The 18,704-nt window shown below is 38.0% G+C and carries 14 protein-coding genes and 2 pseudogenes; 6 read left to right on the forward strand and 10 right to left on the reverse strand.

Annotated features, from left to right (window positions below; genetic code table 11):
* Positions 1 to 62: 62 nt before the first annotated feature.
* The 3 genes from GSM42_RS01830 to GSM42_RS01840 all read right to left on the reverse strand — a co-directional run bounded on the left by GSM42_RS01830 (position 63) and on the right by GSM42_RS01840 (position 4,093).
* A complete protein-coding gene (locus tag GSM42_RS01830; protein WP_160799528.1) occupies positions 63 to 1,256 on the reverse strand; it encodes a Ger(x)C family spore germination protein in 1,194 nt (397 codons plus the stop codon).
* A 1-nt stretch (position 1,257) separates the two neighbouring features.
* Positions 1,258 to 3,297: a spore germination protein gene (locus GSM42_RS01835; protein ID WP_160799529.1), complete on the reverse strand. Its 2,040-nt coding sequence runs from the start codon at positions 3,295 to 3,297 to the stop codon at positions 1,258 to 1,260.
* Positions 3,298 to 3,547: 250 nt separating this feature from the next.
* On the reverse strand, positions 3,548 to 4,093 hold the full coding sequence (locus tag GSM42_RS01840) for an MFS transporter (RefSeq protein WP_202404716.1): 546 nt from the start codon (positions 4,091 to 4,093) through the stop codon (positions 3,548 to 3,550).
* Positions 4,094 to 4,128: 35 nt separating this feature from the next.
* Between GSM42_RS01840 and GSM42_RS01845 the strand changes: the two are divergent.
* Positions 4,129 to 5,104 (forward strand): annotated as a pseudogene (locus GSM42_RS01845) (Tn3 family transposase); the annotation flags it as partial.
* A 141-nt stretch (positions 5,105 to 5,245) separates the two neighbouring features.
* On the opposite strand, the gene GSM42_RS01850 reads toward GSM42_RS01845, so the two are convergent.
* Positions 5,246 to 6,169, reverse strand: coding sequence for a tyrosine-type recombinase/integrase (locus GSM42_RS01850; RefSeq protein WP_160799530.1), 924 nt, complete (start codon positions 6,167 to 6,169; stop codon positions 5,246 to 5,248).
* Positions 6,170 to 6,471: 302 nt separating this feature from the next.
* Here GSM42_RS01850 and GSM42_RS01855 point away from each other — a divergent pair, with 302 nt between their 5' ends.
* The 3 genes from GSM42_RS01855 to GSM42_RS01865 all read left to right on the forward strand — a co-directional run bounded on the left by GSM42_RS01855 (position 6,472) and on the right by GSM42_RS01865 (position 9,140).
* A complete protein-coding gene (locus GSM42_RS01855; protein ID WP_160799531.1) occupies positions 6,472 to 7,275 on the forward strand; it encodes an AraC family transcriptional regulator in 804 nt (267 codons plus the stop codon).
* Positions 7,276 to 7,366: 91 nt separating this feature from the next.
* Positions 7,367 to 8,773 carry an MFS transporter gene (locus GSM42_RS01860; protein ID WP_160799532.1) on the forward strand — a complete coding sequence of 469 codons (1,407 nt, stop codon included), beginning with the start codon at positions 7,367 to 7,369 and terminating at the stop codon, positions 8,771 to 8,773.
* A complete protein-coding gene (locus GSM42_RS01865) occupies positions 8,763 to 9,140 on the forward strand; it encodes a VOC family protein (RefSeq protein ID WP_160799533.1) in 378 nt (125 codons plus the stop codon). Before GSM42_RS01860 ends, GSM42_RS01865 begins: the two co-directional genes overlap by 11 nt.
* A gap of 289 nt (positions 9,141 to 9,429) precedes the next feature.
* Here GSM42_RS01865 and GSM42_RS01870 read toward each other — a convergent pair.
* Both GSM42_RS01870 and GSM42_RS01875 read right to left on the reverse strand, forming a co-directional pair.
* Positions 9,430 to 9,753: pseudogene (locus GSM42_RS01870) on the reverse strand (MFS transporter); the annotation flags it as partial.
* Positions 9,754 to 10,126: 373 nt separating this feature from the next.
* Positions 10,127 to 10,309: a hypothetical protein gene (locus tag GSM42_RS01875; RefSeq protein WP_160799535.1), complete on the reverse strand. Its 183-nt coding sequence runs from the start codon at positions 10,307 to 10,309 to the stop codon at positions 10,127 to 10,129.
* Positions 10,310 to 10,573: 264 nt separating this feature from the next.
* Here GSM42_RS01875 and GSM42_RS01880 point away from each other — a divergent pair, with 264 nt between their 5' ends.
* Complete coding sequence (locus tag GSM42_RS01880; RefSeq protein ID WP_160799536.1) at positions 10,574 to 10,747, forward strand: hypothetical protein; 174 nt, start codon at positions 10,574 to 10,576, stop codon at positions 10,745 to 10,747.
* A 56-nt stretch (positions 10,748 to 10,803) separates the two neighbouring features.
* Here the strand turns inward: GSM42_RS01880 and GSM42_RS01885 are convergent, their stop codons facing one another.
* The 3 genes from GSM42_RS01885 to GSM42_RS01895 all read right to left on the reverse strand — a co-directional run bounded on the left by GSM42_RS01885 (position 10,804) and on the right by GSM42_RS01895 (position 14,556).
* Positions 10,804 to 11,178, reverse strand: coding sequence for a group I truncated hemoglobin (locus GSM42_RS01885; RefSeq protein ID WP_160799537.1), 375 nt, complete (start codon positions 11,176 to 11,178; stop codon positions 10,804 to 10,806).
* Between the two features lie 122 nt (positions 11,179 to 11,300).
* Positions 11,301 to 12,335 carry a ribonucleotide-diphosphate reductase subunit beta gene (locus GSM42_RS01890; protein ID WP_160799538.1) on the reverse strand — a complete coding sequence of 345 codons (1,035 nt, stop codon included), beginning with the start codon at positions 12,333 to 12,335 and terminating at the stop codon, positions 11,301 to 11,303.
* Positions 12,336 to 12,351: 16 nt separating this feature from the next.
* Complete coding sequence (locus tag GSM42_RS01895) at positions 12,352 to 14,556, reverse strand: ribonucleoside-diphosphate reductase subunit alpha (protein WP_160799539.1); 2,205 nt, start codon at positions 14,554 to 14,556, stop codon at positions 12,352 to 12,354.
* 494 nt (positions 14,557 to 15,050) lie between these two features.
* Between GSM42_RS01895 and GSM42_RS01900 the strand changes: the two genes are divergently transcribed.
* A complete protein-coding gene (locus GSM42_RS01900; RefSeq protein WP_237446421.1) occupies positions 15,051 to 15,227 on the forward strand; it encodes a hypothetical protein in 177 nt (58 codons plus the stop codon).
* 417 nt (positions 15,228 to 15,644) lie between these two features.
* On the opposite strand, the gene GSM42_RS01905 is transcribed toward GSM42_RS01900, so the two are convergent.
* Complete coding sequence (locus GSM42_RS01905; RefSeq protein ID WP_160799541.1) at positions 15,645 to 18,689, reverse strand: Tn3 family transposase; 3,045 nt, start codon at positions 18,687 to 18,689, stop codon at positions 15,645 to 15,647.
* Positions 18,690 to 18,704: the final 15 nt, after the last annotated feature.

Below are 18,704 nucleotides of genomic sequence, written 5' to 3' on the forward strand. Positions count from 1 at the left end.
CAAAAAAAGCAACTCCAATCGCCACGATTGAAATCAATACAGATTGCCACATACTAACACCTCTACTTAAGATTAGGAGTAGATTGATTTACTTTACCAAAATTTCGAATCTCCACTTTTACGGAAACTTGTACTGGCATCTTCGAAAAGACATCGCTCCAATTTTTCTCAAATTTTTTCCACTCTCTTGGGTTTGTTTGATGTATTTTCTCACCAAACCCAAAAATATCACTGTGATATTCTTTTTGTATTTTTTGGAGTGCACTAGTGATTTGTCCTTTGATTTCTTTTTGTGTTTTCTTTTCTAGCGTTTTTATGACGTTTCTATCTAGTAGATTCGTTTGACACTGTAACTCTGCGACATTCGCCTCAGCCTTGACTTGTACATGAATGCTCGGCTTATGATTAACAACTTTCCCTTTAACTATCGTTTTAGGATGTATCAATTCAGTTACATCCTTATGTGTTTTATTGCATGGCATTTCAATAACTGTATCTTTTATTTCATTAACTACATACCTATAACCTGACGCTTCTGTTTCGTTGAGAAATCCAATCAATTTATCTTGTCGAAAAACTCCTAAATCGGTATACTGAAGATAGTTTTTAATAGAGATATTTTCTGCATTTTTCTTTTGCTGCCCCTCTTTTATACTTCCTTTGGTTGCAACAGCAGACATAACCGTTTCTTTGCCTGAGCTAGATATTTCATTATCTAACTGATCAATTTTTAAAGTTGAAAAGGGAGACCAGTACTTCTCCGTGTGTTTTAGCATGGTGTATAAATACGTAGATGGAACTTTCTCCAATGGTGTAACCATACTTAACACCTCATGAGCTTTACTCCCTTTGGTCATGATGACATAAAAATCTGTCCTTAATTCGTGATCCCTGGAGAGAACATCCAATACAGGCGCCACACCCTCTCTTGCAACTGTTTCACCTATTATAAACATGCGCAAATGTGGCAAATACAATTTGCGTGGAGTAACAGAGGTTAGCTTTCTAACAGCGCTGATCAATGTTTTATCTGTTGTCTTATATGTAACGACAGGAGCTCTACCACTCCCGCCCTTTGACGAGGCTATTTCACTAGGATCTACAACTTGGGTGGATACAATATATTCATCTCCCACTTTGTCCACTCCTAAACCAATCACAAGTCCAATTTCGTTTAATTCCCTACGGCTCCAACAACCCGTCAGCATTAAAGCCATCGTGAGTAAAACGACCATTAGAAGCTTTCTTTTTCTCATACTAACTCTTCCTTTTTGTTTTTCGTTTTGCTGGTGATGAATTATTTCCTCGTAGTACATCTTTTGATACCATACTCTGTGGTCGTCTGTTCATCATCCAGTGTGGTAAACGAACAATACTATCTTTAAACTCAGCAGAGATATAAGGTCCATATGGAGTCATATATGGAATTCCAAAGGATCGAATACTACATAGATGTAATACAATTACAATCAATCCGATCATGACACCATATAATCCAAATCCAGCAGAAATTCCCATCAAAATAAATCGTAAAATGCGTAGAGATATTGCCATATTGTAAGCTGGGATAACAAAACTTGAAATCGCAGTTATTGCAACCACAATGACCATACCTGCTGAAACAATCCCAGCTTCAACAGCTGCTTGACCGATAACCAGTGCTCCAACAAATGAAACAGTCTGACCTACCGCTTTCGGTAATCGGACCCCTGCTTCCCTTAGAATTTCAAACATTAGTTCCATTAGAAATGCCTCCACAAAAGCCGGAAATGGTACGCCTTCCCGCTGAACCATTAAGTTTACAAGTAATGGAGTTGGAATCATTTCTTGATGAAATGTTGTAACTGCAACGTAAACAGCGGGTGCCAGCAATGAAATAAAGAGACAAATAAAACGCAGAATCCGAATCAAACTTGAAATGAGAGAACGCTCATAATAGTCTTCAGCTGCTTGGAAAAATTGATTAAACAAAGCTGGAACCATTAAAACCATGGGCGTCCCATCCACGATTATTGCGATCCTTCCTTCTAAAAGACCCCCAGCTACGACATCTGGTTTTTCCGTATGATGAACCGTGGGGAATGGTGAGTATGGTTCGTCTTGAATCAGTTCCTCGATGTAACCGCTTTCTAAAATACCATCAATCTCAATTCTATCGAGACGGCTTCGGACTTCATCTAAAACTTTATTATCGGCAATCCCATCAATAAACATAATACTTACCTGTGTTTTAGTGATATCGCCTATTGTTTTGCCTTCCAATCGCAGACGAGGGCTGTTAATTCTGCGTCTAAGCAAAGCTGTATTTGTTCGCATGGTTTCGCTAAAGCTTTCTCTAGGTCCACGAACAACACCTTCTGTTTCTGGAACACCACGATCTTTCCAAGATTTTAATGATATTCGATACCCTTTTTTATTTCCTTGCATAAGGAAAATAACTTCACCGGAAAGCATGAAGGTAAATAATTCATCATAGTTTTCAATTTCACTCACACCACCGATAGGCAGTAACGATTTTTCAATAAAAGGAAGCCAGTCTTTATGGGAAACAGCAAAAGTCTTCCAATCTTTTTCCTTCAGAAATACCATCAATGGTTCTAGTACAAATTGATGGAAAGCATTTGCATCCGTCAAACCTTCTGTATAAAAGAAACAAGAATTTAATTTTTGATCTTCACCGTAATGAATTTCTCGTATTACAATATCTTGACTATCACCTGTTCTTTCTTTAACAATACGAATATTGGTATCTAATGAAGCTGATAAAGGTTCTTGTTCCTTCTGCTCTTCCTCTTTAGAAACTTTTTCTGATTCTTGTTGTCCATCCTTTGTTTCTTTAGTCTCCTGTTTTTGGGATGTACTCTGTTCTTGAGAGCTTTCTTTAGTCTCCTGTTTTTGGGATGTACTTTGGTCTTGAGCGCTTTCTTTAGTATCTTGTTTTTGGGATGTACTCTGTTCTTGAGAGCTTTCTTTAGTCTCCTGTTTTTGGGATGTACTCTGTTCTTGAGCGCTTTCTTTAGTATCTTGTTTTTGGGATGTACTCTGTTCTTGAGAGCTTTCTTTAGTCTCCTGTTTTTCGGGTGTACTCTGCTCTTGAGAGCTTTCTTTAGTCTCCTGTTTTTGGGATGTACTTTGATCTTGGGTACTTGAATTTTTCCCTGTTGAATTCTGATCATCAGAGGGTTTCGTTTGATGATTTTCGTTTACAGTGATCTCTTGTGAAGATTTATGAGGTTTGTATGGTGATGTCAATCGCTTTTTTTCTTTTTTCTTTTTTCTATCTTCATTTGAATTCATGTTGATCCCTCGAGTTCGTTATTTTCATAGGAAGAAGTTACATAAATTTTGCTCCAAACGAAGATATTTCATGCATTCGAGATCGCCAATGCTGTAAATATAAAAATATTATTTTTGTAAATAACACTTTCACTCAGCATTTCCTAGAATATCATAACTACTTATTATATTAACTCCTTACCCATCTGAGAAAATACAGTGGATATATATAAGAAAAATCCGTTCATGAAGAACGGATTTCACTTTTGCTTCATTTTAAATCTATCATATACGTTCGACCTGAATACAGTACAAATAAACCAATAAGAACCGCAATTCCACCAAAGTAGAATGGAACGTGGGGATTGAACCACTCCGATAACTTCCCTGCTAACCAAGGAGCTATAGCACCACCAACAAATCTCACAAAACTATAAGCAGATGATGCTACTGAGCGTTCAACTGGAGATACTTCCATCACAGCAGTTGTTATCATCGTATTATTGACACCTAACAAACCACCAGATAAAACAATGCAAATAATTAATATTGGTACATACTCAACAGATAAACCCATGATAATTAGTAATAAAGTAAAAAGTAGTAAGACCATATACATAATTTTTTTCGTCCCAAAACGTCCTTGTAATTTAGGAGCAATAATAACAGATGAAATTGCTAAGAAAACTCCCCAAAAAAAGAAAACATAACCAATACCATGGGCATCTAAACCAAGTACAAATGGAGAAAAAGCTAGCAAAGTAAAAAATCCAAAGTTGTAAAACAGTGCTGTTAGACCGATCGGAAGCAGTCCCAATGCCTTAATAGGATCAAGTATAGAGCTTTTTTTAAAAGAATAACAAAGGTTGGATGAAGGTCACTCCCCTAGAAAAACAGGAGGAACCCCAACATTTGGTGCACATTAAGAATCATATCAAGAAACGCTGGTCGGATATCAATTTGCTCGATATCTTAAAAGAAACGGATTTCCATACCCATTTTACCGAGCATTTTAAGTCTACCGCGGATCGGCAGATTTTAGATCAAGAAACGATTCAACGACGATTACTACTCTGTTTATTTGGTTTAGGAACAAATACCGGTTTAAAGGCAGTATCTGCTGGGAGCAACACCGATAGTTATTGGGAACTCCGCTATCTTTGGTATAAGTTTATCCATAAAGAACATTTGCGAAAAGCCAATGCAGAAGTGGTGAATCGAATTATCCTTTACCGATTGAAAGAAGTGTGGGGAGATGCTACTACTGCTTGTGCTTCTGACTCCACCGCATTTGTTGCTGTGGATCAGAATCTCTTGACCCAGTGGCATCCTCGTTATCGAAGACGCGGAGTTATGATTTATTGGCATGTGGATCGGAAGTCCGCTTGTGTTTATTCCCAACTAAAATCATGTCTTTCTTCGGAAGTTGCTTCCATGATGGAAGGCGTTCTTCGCCATTGCACGGATATGGAAGTAAATAAAAATTATGTCGATACCCATGGACAGAGTGTCGTTGCCTTTGCTTTTTCCCATTTGCTCGGTTTTGATGCCACGCTTCAAAAATATTGGTTCGCAAAAGTTATATCGTCCGGAAAGAGGATCAAGAAGTATCAGCACTATCCCTTCAGTTGCTTCAAAATTGCTTAGTTATATGAATACCTTGATGGTCCAAGAAGTTCTCTATGAAAATGACCAATACTGGTTGAAGAAGATGACACCAGAAGATTTTAGGGGATTGTCTCCTTTGTTTTATCATCATGTGAACCCATATGGGATATTCAAACTGAATATGGAAAAGCGGATACCCATTAAATTGAATGTTGCCTAGTACAAATCCATGCCAAAAATATTTTGTCAATTGTTCTGAGGTTGGATCATCTGTAAAACGACCATACCGAGATTCCTGTTCCGTGGTAAGAAACTCCACTGGCATAATCGTATCTTCCTTCCATCTTCATGCTGTCCGTGATTATTGCCAAGCGATTTTCTCGACCTCCGCTTGGAGATCGGATCGGGTAGCTTGCACATAAATCATGGTTGTATCTAAGCTATCGTGACCCATGATTTGTGCCAGACGGTGTAATGGGGTACGTTCTGCCATCACATAACCGAAACGATGACGGAGATCGTGGGCACTGAATCCCTCTAATTTAGCCAACCGCATATACTTTTGTACCAAATAGCGCAGCGCACGCTCTCCAAGGCGTTGGCCTGTTTTTTCCGAGGGAAATAGATACATATTTTCCTCTTTTAAAGTGGGCAGATATTCTTCCAATGCTGTTCGGATCGTCGCGTTCAATGGAACTTCCCGATGCTTATTTCTTTTACCGGAACGAACCATCAGAATACCACTTCTTTTTCCTAACTGAACATCTTGCCGAGTCAAGTTGCAAACCTCCATCGAGCGCAATCCAGTATGCAGCATCAGCAAAATCAAAACATGGTCTCGAAGTGTCCCCTGCTTTTGAACGGCTGCCACTAGGGCTGCTTCTTCTTGATCCGTCATTTGCTGTGGACTAGTCTTCTCTTCGGGAACCAATTTTACCGGCCGAGAGATATTCATCGGGATCCATCCATTTTCTACTGCCCAATGAAAGAAACGCTTGAACGTATTTAAGCGCCTGTTGATGGTAGCTGGTTTTAACATACGAACGGTTTGCATATGTTCTCGATACCGAATGATAGTCGGCGTAGTGATCTTAGCCGGATCAAATGATAATTCTTCTTCTTGGCCTTTGTTCCAAGATCCCTCCATCCATTCCGCAAAATGACGGAGATCACTTGCATAATGGGAAAGCGTTTTTTCATTCAGATCCTCGCGTGTTCGGAGATTATCAATGAATCGCTGAATCCAGTCTTCGGCTTGGGGAGAAATCGGAAAAGATGAGCGCATGATTCCACCTCTTTATATTGATTTACCTTACCGGACATGGTATTCTCATCTTATCTGAAGCCTTATCGGATATCAAGAGTACGAGATTTTCATTGTTATATCTGCTAATGTAAATTAGCGGATATAACAACGCACCACATGTTTTTCAACATACTTGCTTGCTGGAATGGAAAGTTCCCAAAGGAGTTCAATCTCTCTTTTACCGATCGACATGCAAATTTGCTATGAAATAAAGAAATATCGCTGAACTAATATTAGAAAATGATATCAAGCAAATAATGGTAAGGTGGTATCTCAAGAAAATGATGAACAATTATCGTCCTATACAACCACCTAAATTGCAACAGATACAGAGCCCCGATTATAGCTACCAAGAATATGTTCCGTGCGAAAGCTTAGCATCACATGTCGTTTGTTATTGGACCATGGATTTTCATGCAAAAAATAAGAATCAGTTACATCGAATCCTCCCTGATGGTTGCGTAGATATAATCGTTGACCGTCAATCCACCTCTTCTTGGAAAGCCGCTTTTGTTGAGGGATTGATGACTCGATTTGAAGTCTTGAGTCTTTCCAAATACCAATCATTGTTCGGCATCCGCTTCTATCCAGAAGCAGCACACTCTATTTTAAAATTTCCCGCCTCTTCATTTATAGGACAACATGTTTTTTTGGAAGATATATGGGGAATGGAAGGGCTATTCATGGTTGAAGAAATCTTATCTATTCAAGCAGTCTCAAAAATTATTGAAATTGTGGAGCGAAAACTGAATCATTTATTGGCATTGAACAACACTTCAACCAATTCCTTGTTGCTCGAAAGTATGCAATATATATATGGGTTTAAGGGGAGTATTTCAACATTGGTTCTGGCGGAAAAGCTCAGTTTTACAGAGAGGCATATGAGGAGAATCTTTGATCGAGAACTGGGGTTAAGCCCGAAGGAAATGCTAGGAATTGTTAGATTTCAATCCATACTACAGGAACTTTATAGCGGTACTAGTACCAACTTTACGGACATTGCATTGAAATATGGCTACTATGATCAATCGCATTTTATTAAAAACTTTAAACGTTATTATGGGATACTCCCCAAACAGTTGTAAAAAACGGACTTATGAGGTCCGTTTTTTACTATTTTTTATGGTGAAGTAAAGGTTATAGTTTTCATTAAATCCAATGCAAAGGAGGTATCTTATGTCAATAGTAGCAACTTCCTCTCCAAGTGAAGATGACATAAAACGAATTGTACCTTGGATCCTTTATGTCATCTTTTTCTCCGTTCTGAATGAAACGGTATTTAATGTAGCGACACCAAGTATTTCAGAACAATTTTATTTACAAGCTTCCCAAGTCAGTTGGATCGTAACTATTTTCATCCTTTTTTTCGGAATCGGATCCATTATGTTTGGAAAACTTAGTGATTTGTTTAGCCTAAAGCATCTTATGGTGATTGGAATCATCATTTATGTTTCTAGCTCCGTTCTTGGCTTCCTTTTTCGTGATCATTACGTAACCATTATTCTTTTTCGCGCTATTCAAGGATTAGGAGCTGCATCGATCCCAGCTATAAATAACACGATCATTACACGTTATTTTACAGTTACTGGGCGTAAGAAAATGTTCGGTTTGGTTACATCAGCGTTCTCTTTTGGCGTTGCGATTGGACCAGTACTTGGTGGATATATTACTGGACATATAGACTGGGCATACTTATTTCTAATTCCGGTATTTACTCTTGCAGCTATTCCCTTTTTCTTAAGACTTTTACCTAAAGAGGAGAGAAAAGAAGGGAAATTCGATTTGTTTGGTTCGATTCTTGTTAGTGTTATGATCACCAGTCTCATGTTGTTCTTAACCTTAATGAATCCGCTGTATTTGGTGTGTAGTCTCGTAGCTGGCATTTGGTTTGTTATTCATATTCGGGCGCATCCGTATCCATTTATCCAAGTTGCTATTTTAAGAAAGCCTCTGTACAGAACGGGTATAATCATTGGGTTTCTGGTTTTTAGTGCCTACATGACGATGATGTTTCTGCTTCCGTTGTTGCTGTCTCAATTATATGCTTTACGTGCCGAAACGATAGGTCTGGTTATGTTTCCTGGAGCCATCTGTGCAGCACTATGTGGAAAACTGGCAGGCGATAGCATTGTAAAAAGAGGAGCATGGTATGTTACGATTGCTGGGTTAGGATTGATTGCCCTAGGTTTCCTATTCGTTTGGCTAAGCATTGATCAGAGGGTATGGTGGATCGTTGTAGCCTTGATGGTCTTGAATATAGGCAATGCTTTTTCTCAAACATCATTAACCGAAAGTGTGTCTTCTACGCTCCATGAGAATCAGATTGGAATTGGAATGGGTGTGTTTAACTTAGGGTTGTTTTTTGCGCAAGCATTAGGCACATCTGTGGCAGCTAAATTGTTGGATGTCTCCTTTCTTAACTTTCCATTTCATCCGTTCGTCTTAAAAGAACAATCGTTTGTGTATGCGAACGTGACACTTTTACTGCTTGTGATTATTTTGTACAGTGCACTTATGTACTTCTCATTTTCACGGCGTGCAAATCAGATTTCACATATAGGAGATGAGATTCATGGGAATTAAATTCGATATGATCGGCGTTGTGGTAAAAGACATGAGAAAAGCTTTAGAGTTCTATCGTATTTTAGGGCTAGATATACCAGAGAGTGCCAATGACGAAATGCACGTTGAGGTTGTGCAAAACGGCTTTCGATTTGCCTTTGATTTACAGGAAACCGTTGAAAATATTTATGGTGGTTGGACCGAGCCTGTAGGTCACCGTATAGAGCTGGCATTTTTGTGCGATAGCCGTCAAGCAGTAGATGAACTATTTAAAAAAATAACAGAGTATGGATATATTGGCCATCGCGAGCCATGGGATGCATTTTGGGGGCAGCGCTATGCGATTGTTCAGGATCCAGACGGGAATTTAATCAGTCTCTTTGCATAGCTTTCACACAAAAAATAGTTGGAATACTTTAAGCGGAAGGCTGTTTATTCCGCCACCGATTTGGAGTTGTTCATTTTTTTATTGGTTAAAAACACCCAAATTTCTTTTTCTAATGTCCGATAAGGCTTATTCCGGTTTTCTGTTCCACTGATCCCTAAACCCCTATACCAATCCTAGTCGAAAAGCAATGCTAGCTATAAATTAAATCAGCTCTAAAGAAGGGCTGATTTCTTCGATTTACATATTATGTAAACTATCTGACGGACTAGAGCAGCAACCCTATCACTACCCCTAATAAAGAGAATAGAATAATAACAAAAAGACCTACAAGAAGCGTGGCCTTTGGTCCAATTCGACTAGACAACCATCCAGTTATAAGCATCATTACATCTGTAACCAACATGTAACTAGTAAAGAGTAAAGAAACTTGACTAGGAGTTGCATGGAGCTGCTCCCCAATTGCTGGTAAAATAGGGTCCACTAATCCTAGACCCATAAAAGCAACCATACAAGCAAAAGCTACTGCCCATGCTGGTTTTGGCTGCTTGAAAATTGTTTTAAGTGAATGTGGTGGCTCTTCTGCTACTGCCACTATCTTTTTTGTTGTTTCCATTCGACAAGAATCCTTTCTACATATAAATATTTCGGTTTACTAAATTAATTATAGCATACTTTTATTATTGTTGTTGAATCTACTATTTTTAAATGGATAAACAAAAAGCCTCCTTTTAGGAGACTTTGTATATTCTAGCTTCCTTAGAATTTTGTACTAAGGAAGAGTCTGTCACCCCATAGCCAATTCTTTCTTGCTTGATCCACCATAGGAAAATAAAAAGTTGACCAGGATTTTAATGCAACGCAAGGACATCCAAGTGTTGATCGAAGTTAAAAGGGAACAAACAAAAATAGCTGGCAATGATTGTACATTGTCCTTTCGAATTAACTTAATAAAAGCATCCCGAGATGAGGGATGCTTTTATTAGATGTTATTGGTTTGCTTTTTTCTCTTTTAGTTCTGCTAATCTCTGTTCAAACTCGGGACGGTAAGGGTTCAGTTCTGGTCGATCGCTTTTGAGTAACTTCTCCAGTTTGCGTATTAGTTGTTCTTCATCTTTTCCTTCATAGTCTAACAGATCAAAGAATTTTTTATCATCCATCTTGTCGCCCATTCTGAAGCACCAATCCTTCCTTAATTATTGCTAATTTCCTATATCCACCTCAATCCTTAATAGCAATTTTAACATAACGTCGATCATCTTTTGCCCATTTTCTTTGTTTTTTAGTTAAATCTCGTATTCTACTCTCTATCATTTTTTCTAAATGTCCAAACTTTTTGTTCTTGTATTTCATATTTTATAAAGGGAGTATTTTGTTCCCTTTCGATCATATTCCATCCCCCTACAGAATAGATTGCATTAGGAGGTGAAAGACAAATGCCATTGCTGTTATTACAAATTGCTCTTATTGTCATTTTTGTTCATGCTGTTTACCGTGCTGTGCTTGATGTCCAAAATGGATTAAAAACCTTTTCCGATTGGATTGAGTTTTTGTATCAACTTGCTATTGCTGTTGCAGCCGCTTGGTTTTACTATGCCTACACGTTTTAGCCTGTAAAAACATTAAAAAAATGCAATTCTACTCTACAGAGAAGAATTGCATTTTTTTAATGTTTTACAATAAAATACTTTAATGTTCTCACTTGAGCAATGAAAGCTGCTCGATCCTCTAAATCTAAATTGAAATACCTACATGAATCGTTTAGATGACGAATAAATCGTTCAAAATCCTCTTCTTGTACATTTAAATTAGTGTGTGCAGACTTTAACTTAGCACCATTGTATGGACGTTTCGATCCTAACAAATAAGTCATAAATAATGTCTGGTGTTTTCGAAGTACATTCATATCCACGCCTTCAAAATAGCGGATAAGGGCAGGATCATTTAACAAGCGATTGTAAACATCATTCACAACTGCTGTAATTGCTTGAACACCGTATTTCTCATATAAAGTAGAAGTTGTGTTCCGTAAGGGCTGCAATAAACTTCCCTCCAAAGATCGAGATACAAAAATTTAATTAAATAAATATTTATAAAATCAATATTATTATACTACAAGGTTAACATAAAAAGAAACGGGTAAACAATACCCGTCTTTTTATGTTAAAGGTCATTAAAATCTAATGAACTTGCTTTTGTATAATTGGTTACTTTTTGCTCAAAGAAATCTGTTTTTGTTGCGTTCAAATTAGAGAAACTCTCTACCCATCGCATAGGATGTGTTGTAATTTCTGGGTATAAGATTGGTAAACCTAAGCGACCCAATCTTTCATTGGACAGAAACTTAATGTACTTCTCTATCGATTCATTGTTAAGTCCAGCAATTTGATTTGCAGTAATATATTGACCCCATTTGATCTCATGTTCTACTGCTGTACGAGTCATTTCTCTTAATTCTTCTTTAAAATCAGCATTAAACAAATCCGGGTTTTCTTTTTGCAATTCCTTGATCATATTTTGGAATAAAACGACATGTGTCAATTCATCGCGTTGAATATACTTAATAATCGTTGCAGTAGCTGTCATGCGCCCTTGTCGTGCAAGCGCATAAAAGAAAGAAAATCCACTATAGAAGTAAAGAGATTCCAACAAAAAGTTGGCCATACATGTGCGTACAAATTGTTTATCATCTTTTTGGTGGACAAATTGTTCATACAAGTCCGCGATAAACCGATTTCGTTCTAGTAGATGTTCATCCTTGCGCCATTCATCATAAATATTTTCTCTCGTTTCTGGAGAGCATACACTGTCCAAGATGTAGCTGTATGATTGAGCATGGATTTCTTCTTGAAAAGCTTGTATGTTTAATAGAGAAGAAACCTCTGGTGCCGTTACATACTCATTAATGTTTGGTAGGTTTTCCCCTTGGATAGAATCCAAAAAATTAAGAAAAGAAATTGTTTTATCAAAAGCTCTTCTTTCTGCTTCTGTTAACTGTTGGAATTCTTTTGCATCACTGGCTAGTGGGATTTCTTCTGGAATCCAGAAATTATTGAGCATCGTACGATAAAGTTTATGTGCCCAATCATATTTGATCCGATTCCACTCCCGAAGATTAGTTGTATTCCCATTGATTAATCGTTGAGTTCCACGTTGTCCAGATTCGTTAAATATTTTTTTTCGTTCTAGTTTCTCCATAATTATACATCCCTTCTTACGAAGAACAACTCACACATTCTTCTATGTCTATGGACTGATTACGAATATAGTAAATCGTTTTTAACCCTGCTTCCCAAGCAGCGATATACAACTCTAGAAACTCTCGAGCATTTGTTTCTGGAGTAATATAAAGGTTAAATGACTGCGATTGATCAATATGTCTTTGGCGTTTTCCTGCGGCCTTAATACTGTATAACTGATCAATTTTGTGTGCTTCTTTATAGTACCAAGTAGTACTTGACGATAGATTTGGGGCGGTTTGAGGAATAGACGCACCTCGTTTCTCTTCGACAAAGTACTTCGCGTATACAGGATCTATTCCCGCAGTAGAACCTGCAATAAGAGAAGTTGAGCCGGTTGGTGCCACTGCAAATACCCATGCATTGCGCATACCGTTCTCTTTGATCTGAGAAGCTAATTCATTCCACCGCTCACTTGCATAGTTACGACGATCAAAATATTCACCAGTCTCCCATTCACTACCAGCGAATACAGGGTAACTTCCTTTTTCCTTTGCTATTTCCATTGAAGCACGAATTGCCTGATATGCTATCTCTTCAAACAATTGATCTGCTTCTTCCAAGTGCTCCTCTGATTCCCATACAATCTGATGTTGAGCGAGATATTGGTGATAACCACTTGTACCAAGTCCAACAGCACGATACTTTTTATTTGTTCTTTCTGCTTGTTTGACAGGATACATATTGAGATCAATAACATTGTCAAGCATTCTCATTTGGACTGGAACTACACGTGCAATATCTTCATAGGTATGAACTTTCCCCAAATTGATGGAAGAAAGATTACAGACAACAAAGTCCCCAGGTTTCTGCTTCGTTACAATAACTCCATCTTCCAGCTCTTCACTCACCAATTCCGTTGGTGCCATGTTTTGGCAAATTTCTGTGCATAGATTAGAAGAATATATCATGCCTTGATGCTTATTTGGATTTGCTTCATTAACCGTATCGCGGAAAAAGAGGAAAGGTGTTCCAGTTTCAAATGCACTAACCATTACGCGCTTCATAATATCAATAGCTGGAACTTCGATCTTTTCGATATCTGGATGATCTATACATGCAAGGTAGCGATCTTCCCATTCTTTTCCAAAATAGTCTTCGATGGAAAAGCCCATTGCTTCACGAACTTCATGCGGATCAAGTAAATACCAACTTTCCCGCGCTTTCACTTTTCTCATAAACAAATCAGGAATACAAACCCCAGGGAAAATATCATGTGCCTTGAGACGATCGTCCCCATTGTTTGTCTTTAAATTAAGGAAATCAAAGATATCAGCATGCCAAACATCTAAATAAATTGCAAATGCACCGCGCCGAACACCCAATTGATCAACAGCTACAGCCGTATTGTTGTAATTACGAATCCATGGTACAACTCCACCAGATGCTCCTTTATGTCCACGAATTTTGGACCCTTTGGAACGAACTTTCCCGAGATAAATTCCAACTCCACCGCCGTACTTAGAAACTTGTGCTGTTGCGGAATTTGTTTGATAAATGGACCAAAGAGAATCATCAACAGTGTCTATAAAGCAAGAAGAAAGTTGGTGTAGCGGCTTTCCAGCATTAGCTAATGTGGGAGTAGCAACGGTAAGCTCTAGATTAGAAAGTACTTCATAAAAAGCTTTTGCCCAACGAACACGATCTGTTTCTCTCACAGCTAAATGCATGGCAATCACCATAAATCGTTCCTGTGGCAATTCCATAATTTTGTTATCAAAAGTACGAACCAAATAACGATCAGCAAGCACTTTCAGCCCAATATAATTAAAAAGCTTGTCTCGTTCTGGTAAAATCGATCGTCCAAGCTCAACAATTTCTGCTTTCGTATAAGTATCCAATAAATAAGTGCCGTATAATCCAGCTGTTGATAAGGTATGTAATAAATCATAAAAATCACCATAAGCATGGGCATCGTCATACCTGCGGTTTGCTGATGCCTGCTTGTATAATTGGTAAGCAAATAAACGTGATGCTACAAATTGCCAATCTGGTTCCTCAGCACTAGTTTTTTCTACTGCTACTTGTGTAAGAACAGCAAGCATTTCGTCATTTGATTGATCATCTAATATTTGACGTTTTGCCTCTTCGATTAAGTCATCAATCGACAAATGAGGAAAATCTGCACACGCTGTCCGAACTTGCTCTTCATATGCGACTTGGTCTCTAGCCTCAATCATCTTTTCACGTCCGATCTATATATAGTTGCCACTAGAGTATAACCCATACCATATATTGTGGAAAGAGAAAAAATGACGAGAAAAATATCTTTTTGAGCTTAAAATTAGCTTTACCGTTTAAAAGATATCTTTCTCTCCTTCGTTCATGCTTTTTCACTAGTTGACGAAAATATGGAACATAAGTTTTATACACAAAATAAAGAAACCATTGATTTCATGTGAAATTACTTCTGTTGAGCAGGCATTCTTTTAAATAATTACAAGAGGAAATAAGAAACAAAATTTTGGTAAGAAAATTTAGATTAAACTTGTTAAATGGATACCGAATTTCATAAATTAAGATTTTATTCTTGAGTTTGATTTGTTATGATGACGATGTAACCAGTAAGGTTACCTAACCTTTGGGAGTATGTATGAGTACGGATAGTGATTACCAGAAGGCTTATCAGGACGCCAAGAAGAAGGCGGACCAGTACATCCAAGAGTATTGCGAAATGAATCCTAGAAATTCTCCTACTGATGACTTCTTTGACATTCCAGAAGTCACAACTCTCATTGAGAAAGCTTATACAGAAGCATGTAAGAATCATGGTATCGATATCAAGAGCGACGTATTCGAACGGCGTTGTCTCTGGTCTATTTGGGAATTGGCTGGTCACAAGACTCGTTAACAACAGGCTTATATAAGAGCGATACCTCAGTCTGGGAGAGCGCTATTCTCATCTCTCAGACACTCATATGTATATCGAGATAAAAATCATCCCTGCTTTTCGATTCAAAAATAAATCCCATAGTTATAATTACCCACTAGTGAATAATAGAGATTTGCGCCAATTATAGATCCATTTCCCCCGACTAATACTCACGAAAAATGGTGAATTGGATTTTTATTCTACCATCCTTCCTTCAGAAAAAATAAAAAAGTACTTGTATCGTATTTCCCTACAAGTACTTTCAGATTATCCTATCAAGACAACAAGGAAATCCGCTTATGGGGTACGGCAACGATTCGTTCTTTTTGAGCCACTCACAAAGAGGCTAGAGTAGATTCATTTATTTTGTTGAATCTACTCTAGCTTTTCTATTATTTAACTGACTTCTTCAAATTGAGAAGGAGATACAGGGATATTAAATTCAAGATCTGAAGGACGACGGTTCGAGTCCAATTGATACTTTCCAAAACGATTTACATGGAATGTAAGATATGGGCTAAGATCGGACAAAACTTCTTCATCCAATGGATTCCCTTCTTGCATATATTCATGAAGGATATGAGTGAGTTGGAATACATTGTAGAAAATTAAACAGTTCGCAACTAAGTGATTATACTTAATCAATTTCCTCTGTTTCTCACGATTGTTTTCTGCAATAATTCCGTCTCCACCAAAGAATAACCATTTGGTGAACCGATTAAAAGATTCACTCTTATTCGTAGCTGCTTGAATGGTGCTCCGCAACTCTTCATCCGATAGGTAATTCAATAAAAATAGAACGCGAATGGCAAAACCTGATTCACGAAATGCTTGGTACAATTTATTTTTTCTGCTATATGCACTTAATTTATGAAGGATAGTGGAAGGGTGAATACGCCCTGCTTTAATCGACATCACCACTCGTAGCATATCCTCATAATGGTCTTCAATCAGTTTCCAATCAATAGAAGAAGAGAACAGTTCATCGATATGCTTATAAGTCGAGTCTTTACTGGGTCGAAGAAATTTTAAGTCTTTCCAGTTCCGGATACGAGGCATGAGTTTAATCCCTAAAAGATAGGCTAACCCAAATATAGGTGCATTTTGTCCCTGTGTATCGGAATGAAGGGTGTTAGGCTGAATATCGGATTGATTTTTCATTAGGATATCTAAGATATAAACGCCTTCCCACACCCCACAAGGAATAAAGTGACTGAATAAAGCAATATAAGTATCCGACACATGGTAATAGCCAAGCCCTCCATATCCTCCATGACGAATATGATTTTCGGACAATAAATTTTGCTCATACAAATCCCATTTGGTGCCGTCAGCAGATGCACTGGCTCCCGTTCCCCAATACTTAGGCAAAATGAATTTATTATAAGCGTTTATGATCCATTCAATCGCTTTTTGAATATTTTCTTCTGTAACGTGTCTTTCGTTAATCCAGGAAATGTGTTTTCGATCCATATTGCCTAGCGAACGGGCTGTCTGAGTGGGGCCTAAATTACATCCATAACAGAAGGTTGTTGTAATATAACGTTCAGCAGGATTGTCTATTTTTGCATCATGACCAGAGATGGGACCAAAAAAGCGAGTCCAATTTAACCAATATTCTGTGTCGGCTAATAAGTCTAAAACATTGATTGGAGCCATCTTTTCTTCGATTCGTTTCCGAACTGCTTTCAGAAGAGGGGATGTTTTTTTCTTTTTCAGTTTTGTAATAAACGGTTCCCCATCGCGGATTGTAACTGCCTTGTTTTTCGGAAATGAAGAATCCACTCTTCGTGCCGTTTTCTCTAACATGGTGTAGACCTGTTTCTTGAACGCTTGAGCAGTCGTAGGAAGACCTGCTTGTTCACAAAAGGTTTGTAAATTTTCTCGGTACTCCTCCCAAGATACAAGTTGTTTTCGGTAATCAGCGTATTTTTCGCTTCCTTCTATGCATAGATCTCCTGACTTTAAATCATCGCGAATCTGATAAAATACACAAGCCTCAAAATGGCGCCGATTAATCTTTTTGGGGTATATGCTTCTTTGTCGATGAGGACTAATCCATCGCCACCATCCCTCTGGAATCCAAGATAAATCGACTAAAGGAACCCATTCCCAGTCCTCTTTATTTTTGCCTTTCTTATCTAATCGGGTAATGGGAATCCATTCAGCCTTTTTATTTTTATTTTCTAACAGAAAGGAAATCGCTTGTTCTAAACCTTTATTTTGGTTGGTTGATTTCAAGTCTAACGATTCAAGCATTCTTATCATCTCAGAACGATGACCTTTTAGGTGTTTCCACATAAAAGAGAAATAGTTGTTTCCCGTATAAGCTAAGTAGTTCTCGCAATTCTCCAACACACGTTGGCCACGGTTTCCACCGATCATTTTTTCCAGTGCTTTTAACCGCTGTTCCGCTGACCCTTCGGATTGATAAGCAACTACTGTATCACGCAAAGTAGCAATTAAGGTATCGATTTGCTTCTCTCTCTTTTCTTTCAACTCCTGAAGAGATTTTTCTGATTTATTCTCAGAGCTAGCCACCCGTTTGGTATACATTTCTCCAATGTCGTCAATTGTTTGTGCAAACTGAGCGTATAGCAAAGCCACTGCTAATGCATATCGCTTATAAGGCTCCATCTCTTTCATACGTGCGGCATCCAATGTTTTCGCTTCTGCTGCTAGTCTCTCTATTTTCGCAGGTGGAATTCGAAGACGCTGAAAAAAATCAGCTCCCACATGCCGCTCACCAATCCAATTTTTACGAGAAATCCATTTTCTGATTTGGTCCAGAGTGGGACGACCTGGATCTTGCTTGATCATGTGCCAATCGGAATAGGTTGATGCTTCTTTACTTTGAAACAATGCATCCAATTTTTCTTTCTCTTCGTTGCTCAACGAATCGGATATATATCGATACAAGGCACGATATGCTACAGCGTGGACATGATCTACTGCTTTTACTAGGGTGCTAAATGCAGGTAACTCATAACTATGTTTTACTAATTCGTCAATTGCGACATTAATAATGTCGCTCTTCTCATCTTTCTCTAACACGGAGTTTTCCATTGCAGCAAACATCACCTGACGAGCTTGATTATCAAACGCTTTTACCTTATGGTACTCACGAATCATAGCAATTTGAGGAATACCTGTACCAGAACGATGATAAGATTCCCATTTCTTCTGATCAGGGAGATCAAAACCTGATCCTTGTCCTATGTGCTTGATAATAACATTGGGAACATCTGTAATGGGGACAAAGTAATTCAGACACTGGAATGTTTTCAACATAATCAGCAGTCCCAATTGAGAAAAGGAATTTCGAGTTTTTCCTTTACTCCATATGAGCTCTTCTGGTGTAGAAGAAAATAACTTATCTAGTTCTTTCAATGTAGGATTGCTTTTGAGTCTAGGATAAGCTGTTTCTTGAATACTGGGCAATTTAGATTCCTCCTT

The organism is Shimazuella alba, assembly GCF_009831235.1.
Taxonomy (GTDB): Bacteria; Bacillota; Bacilli; order Thermoactinomycetales; family Thermoactinomycetaceae; genus Shimazuella; species Shimazuella alba.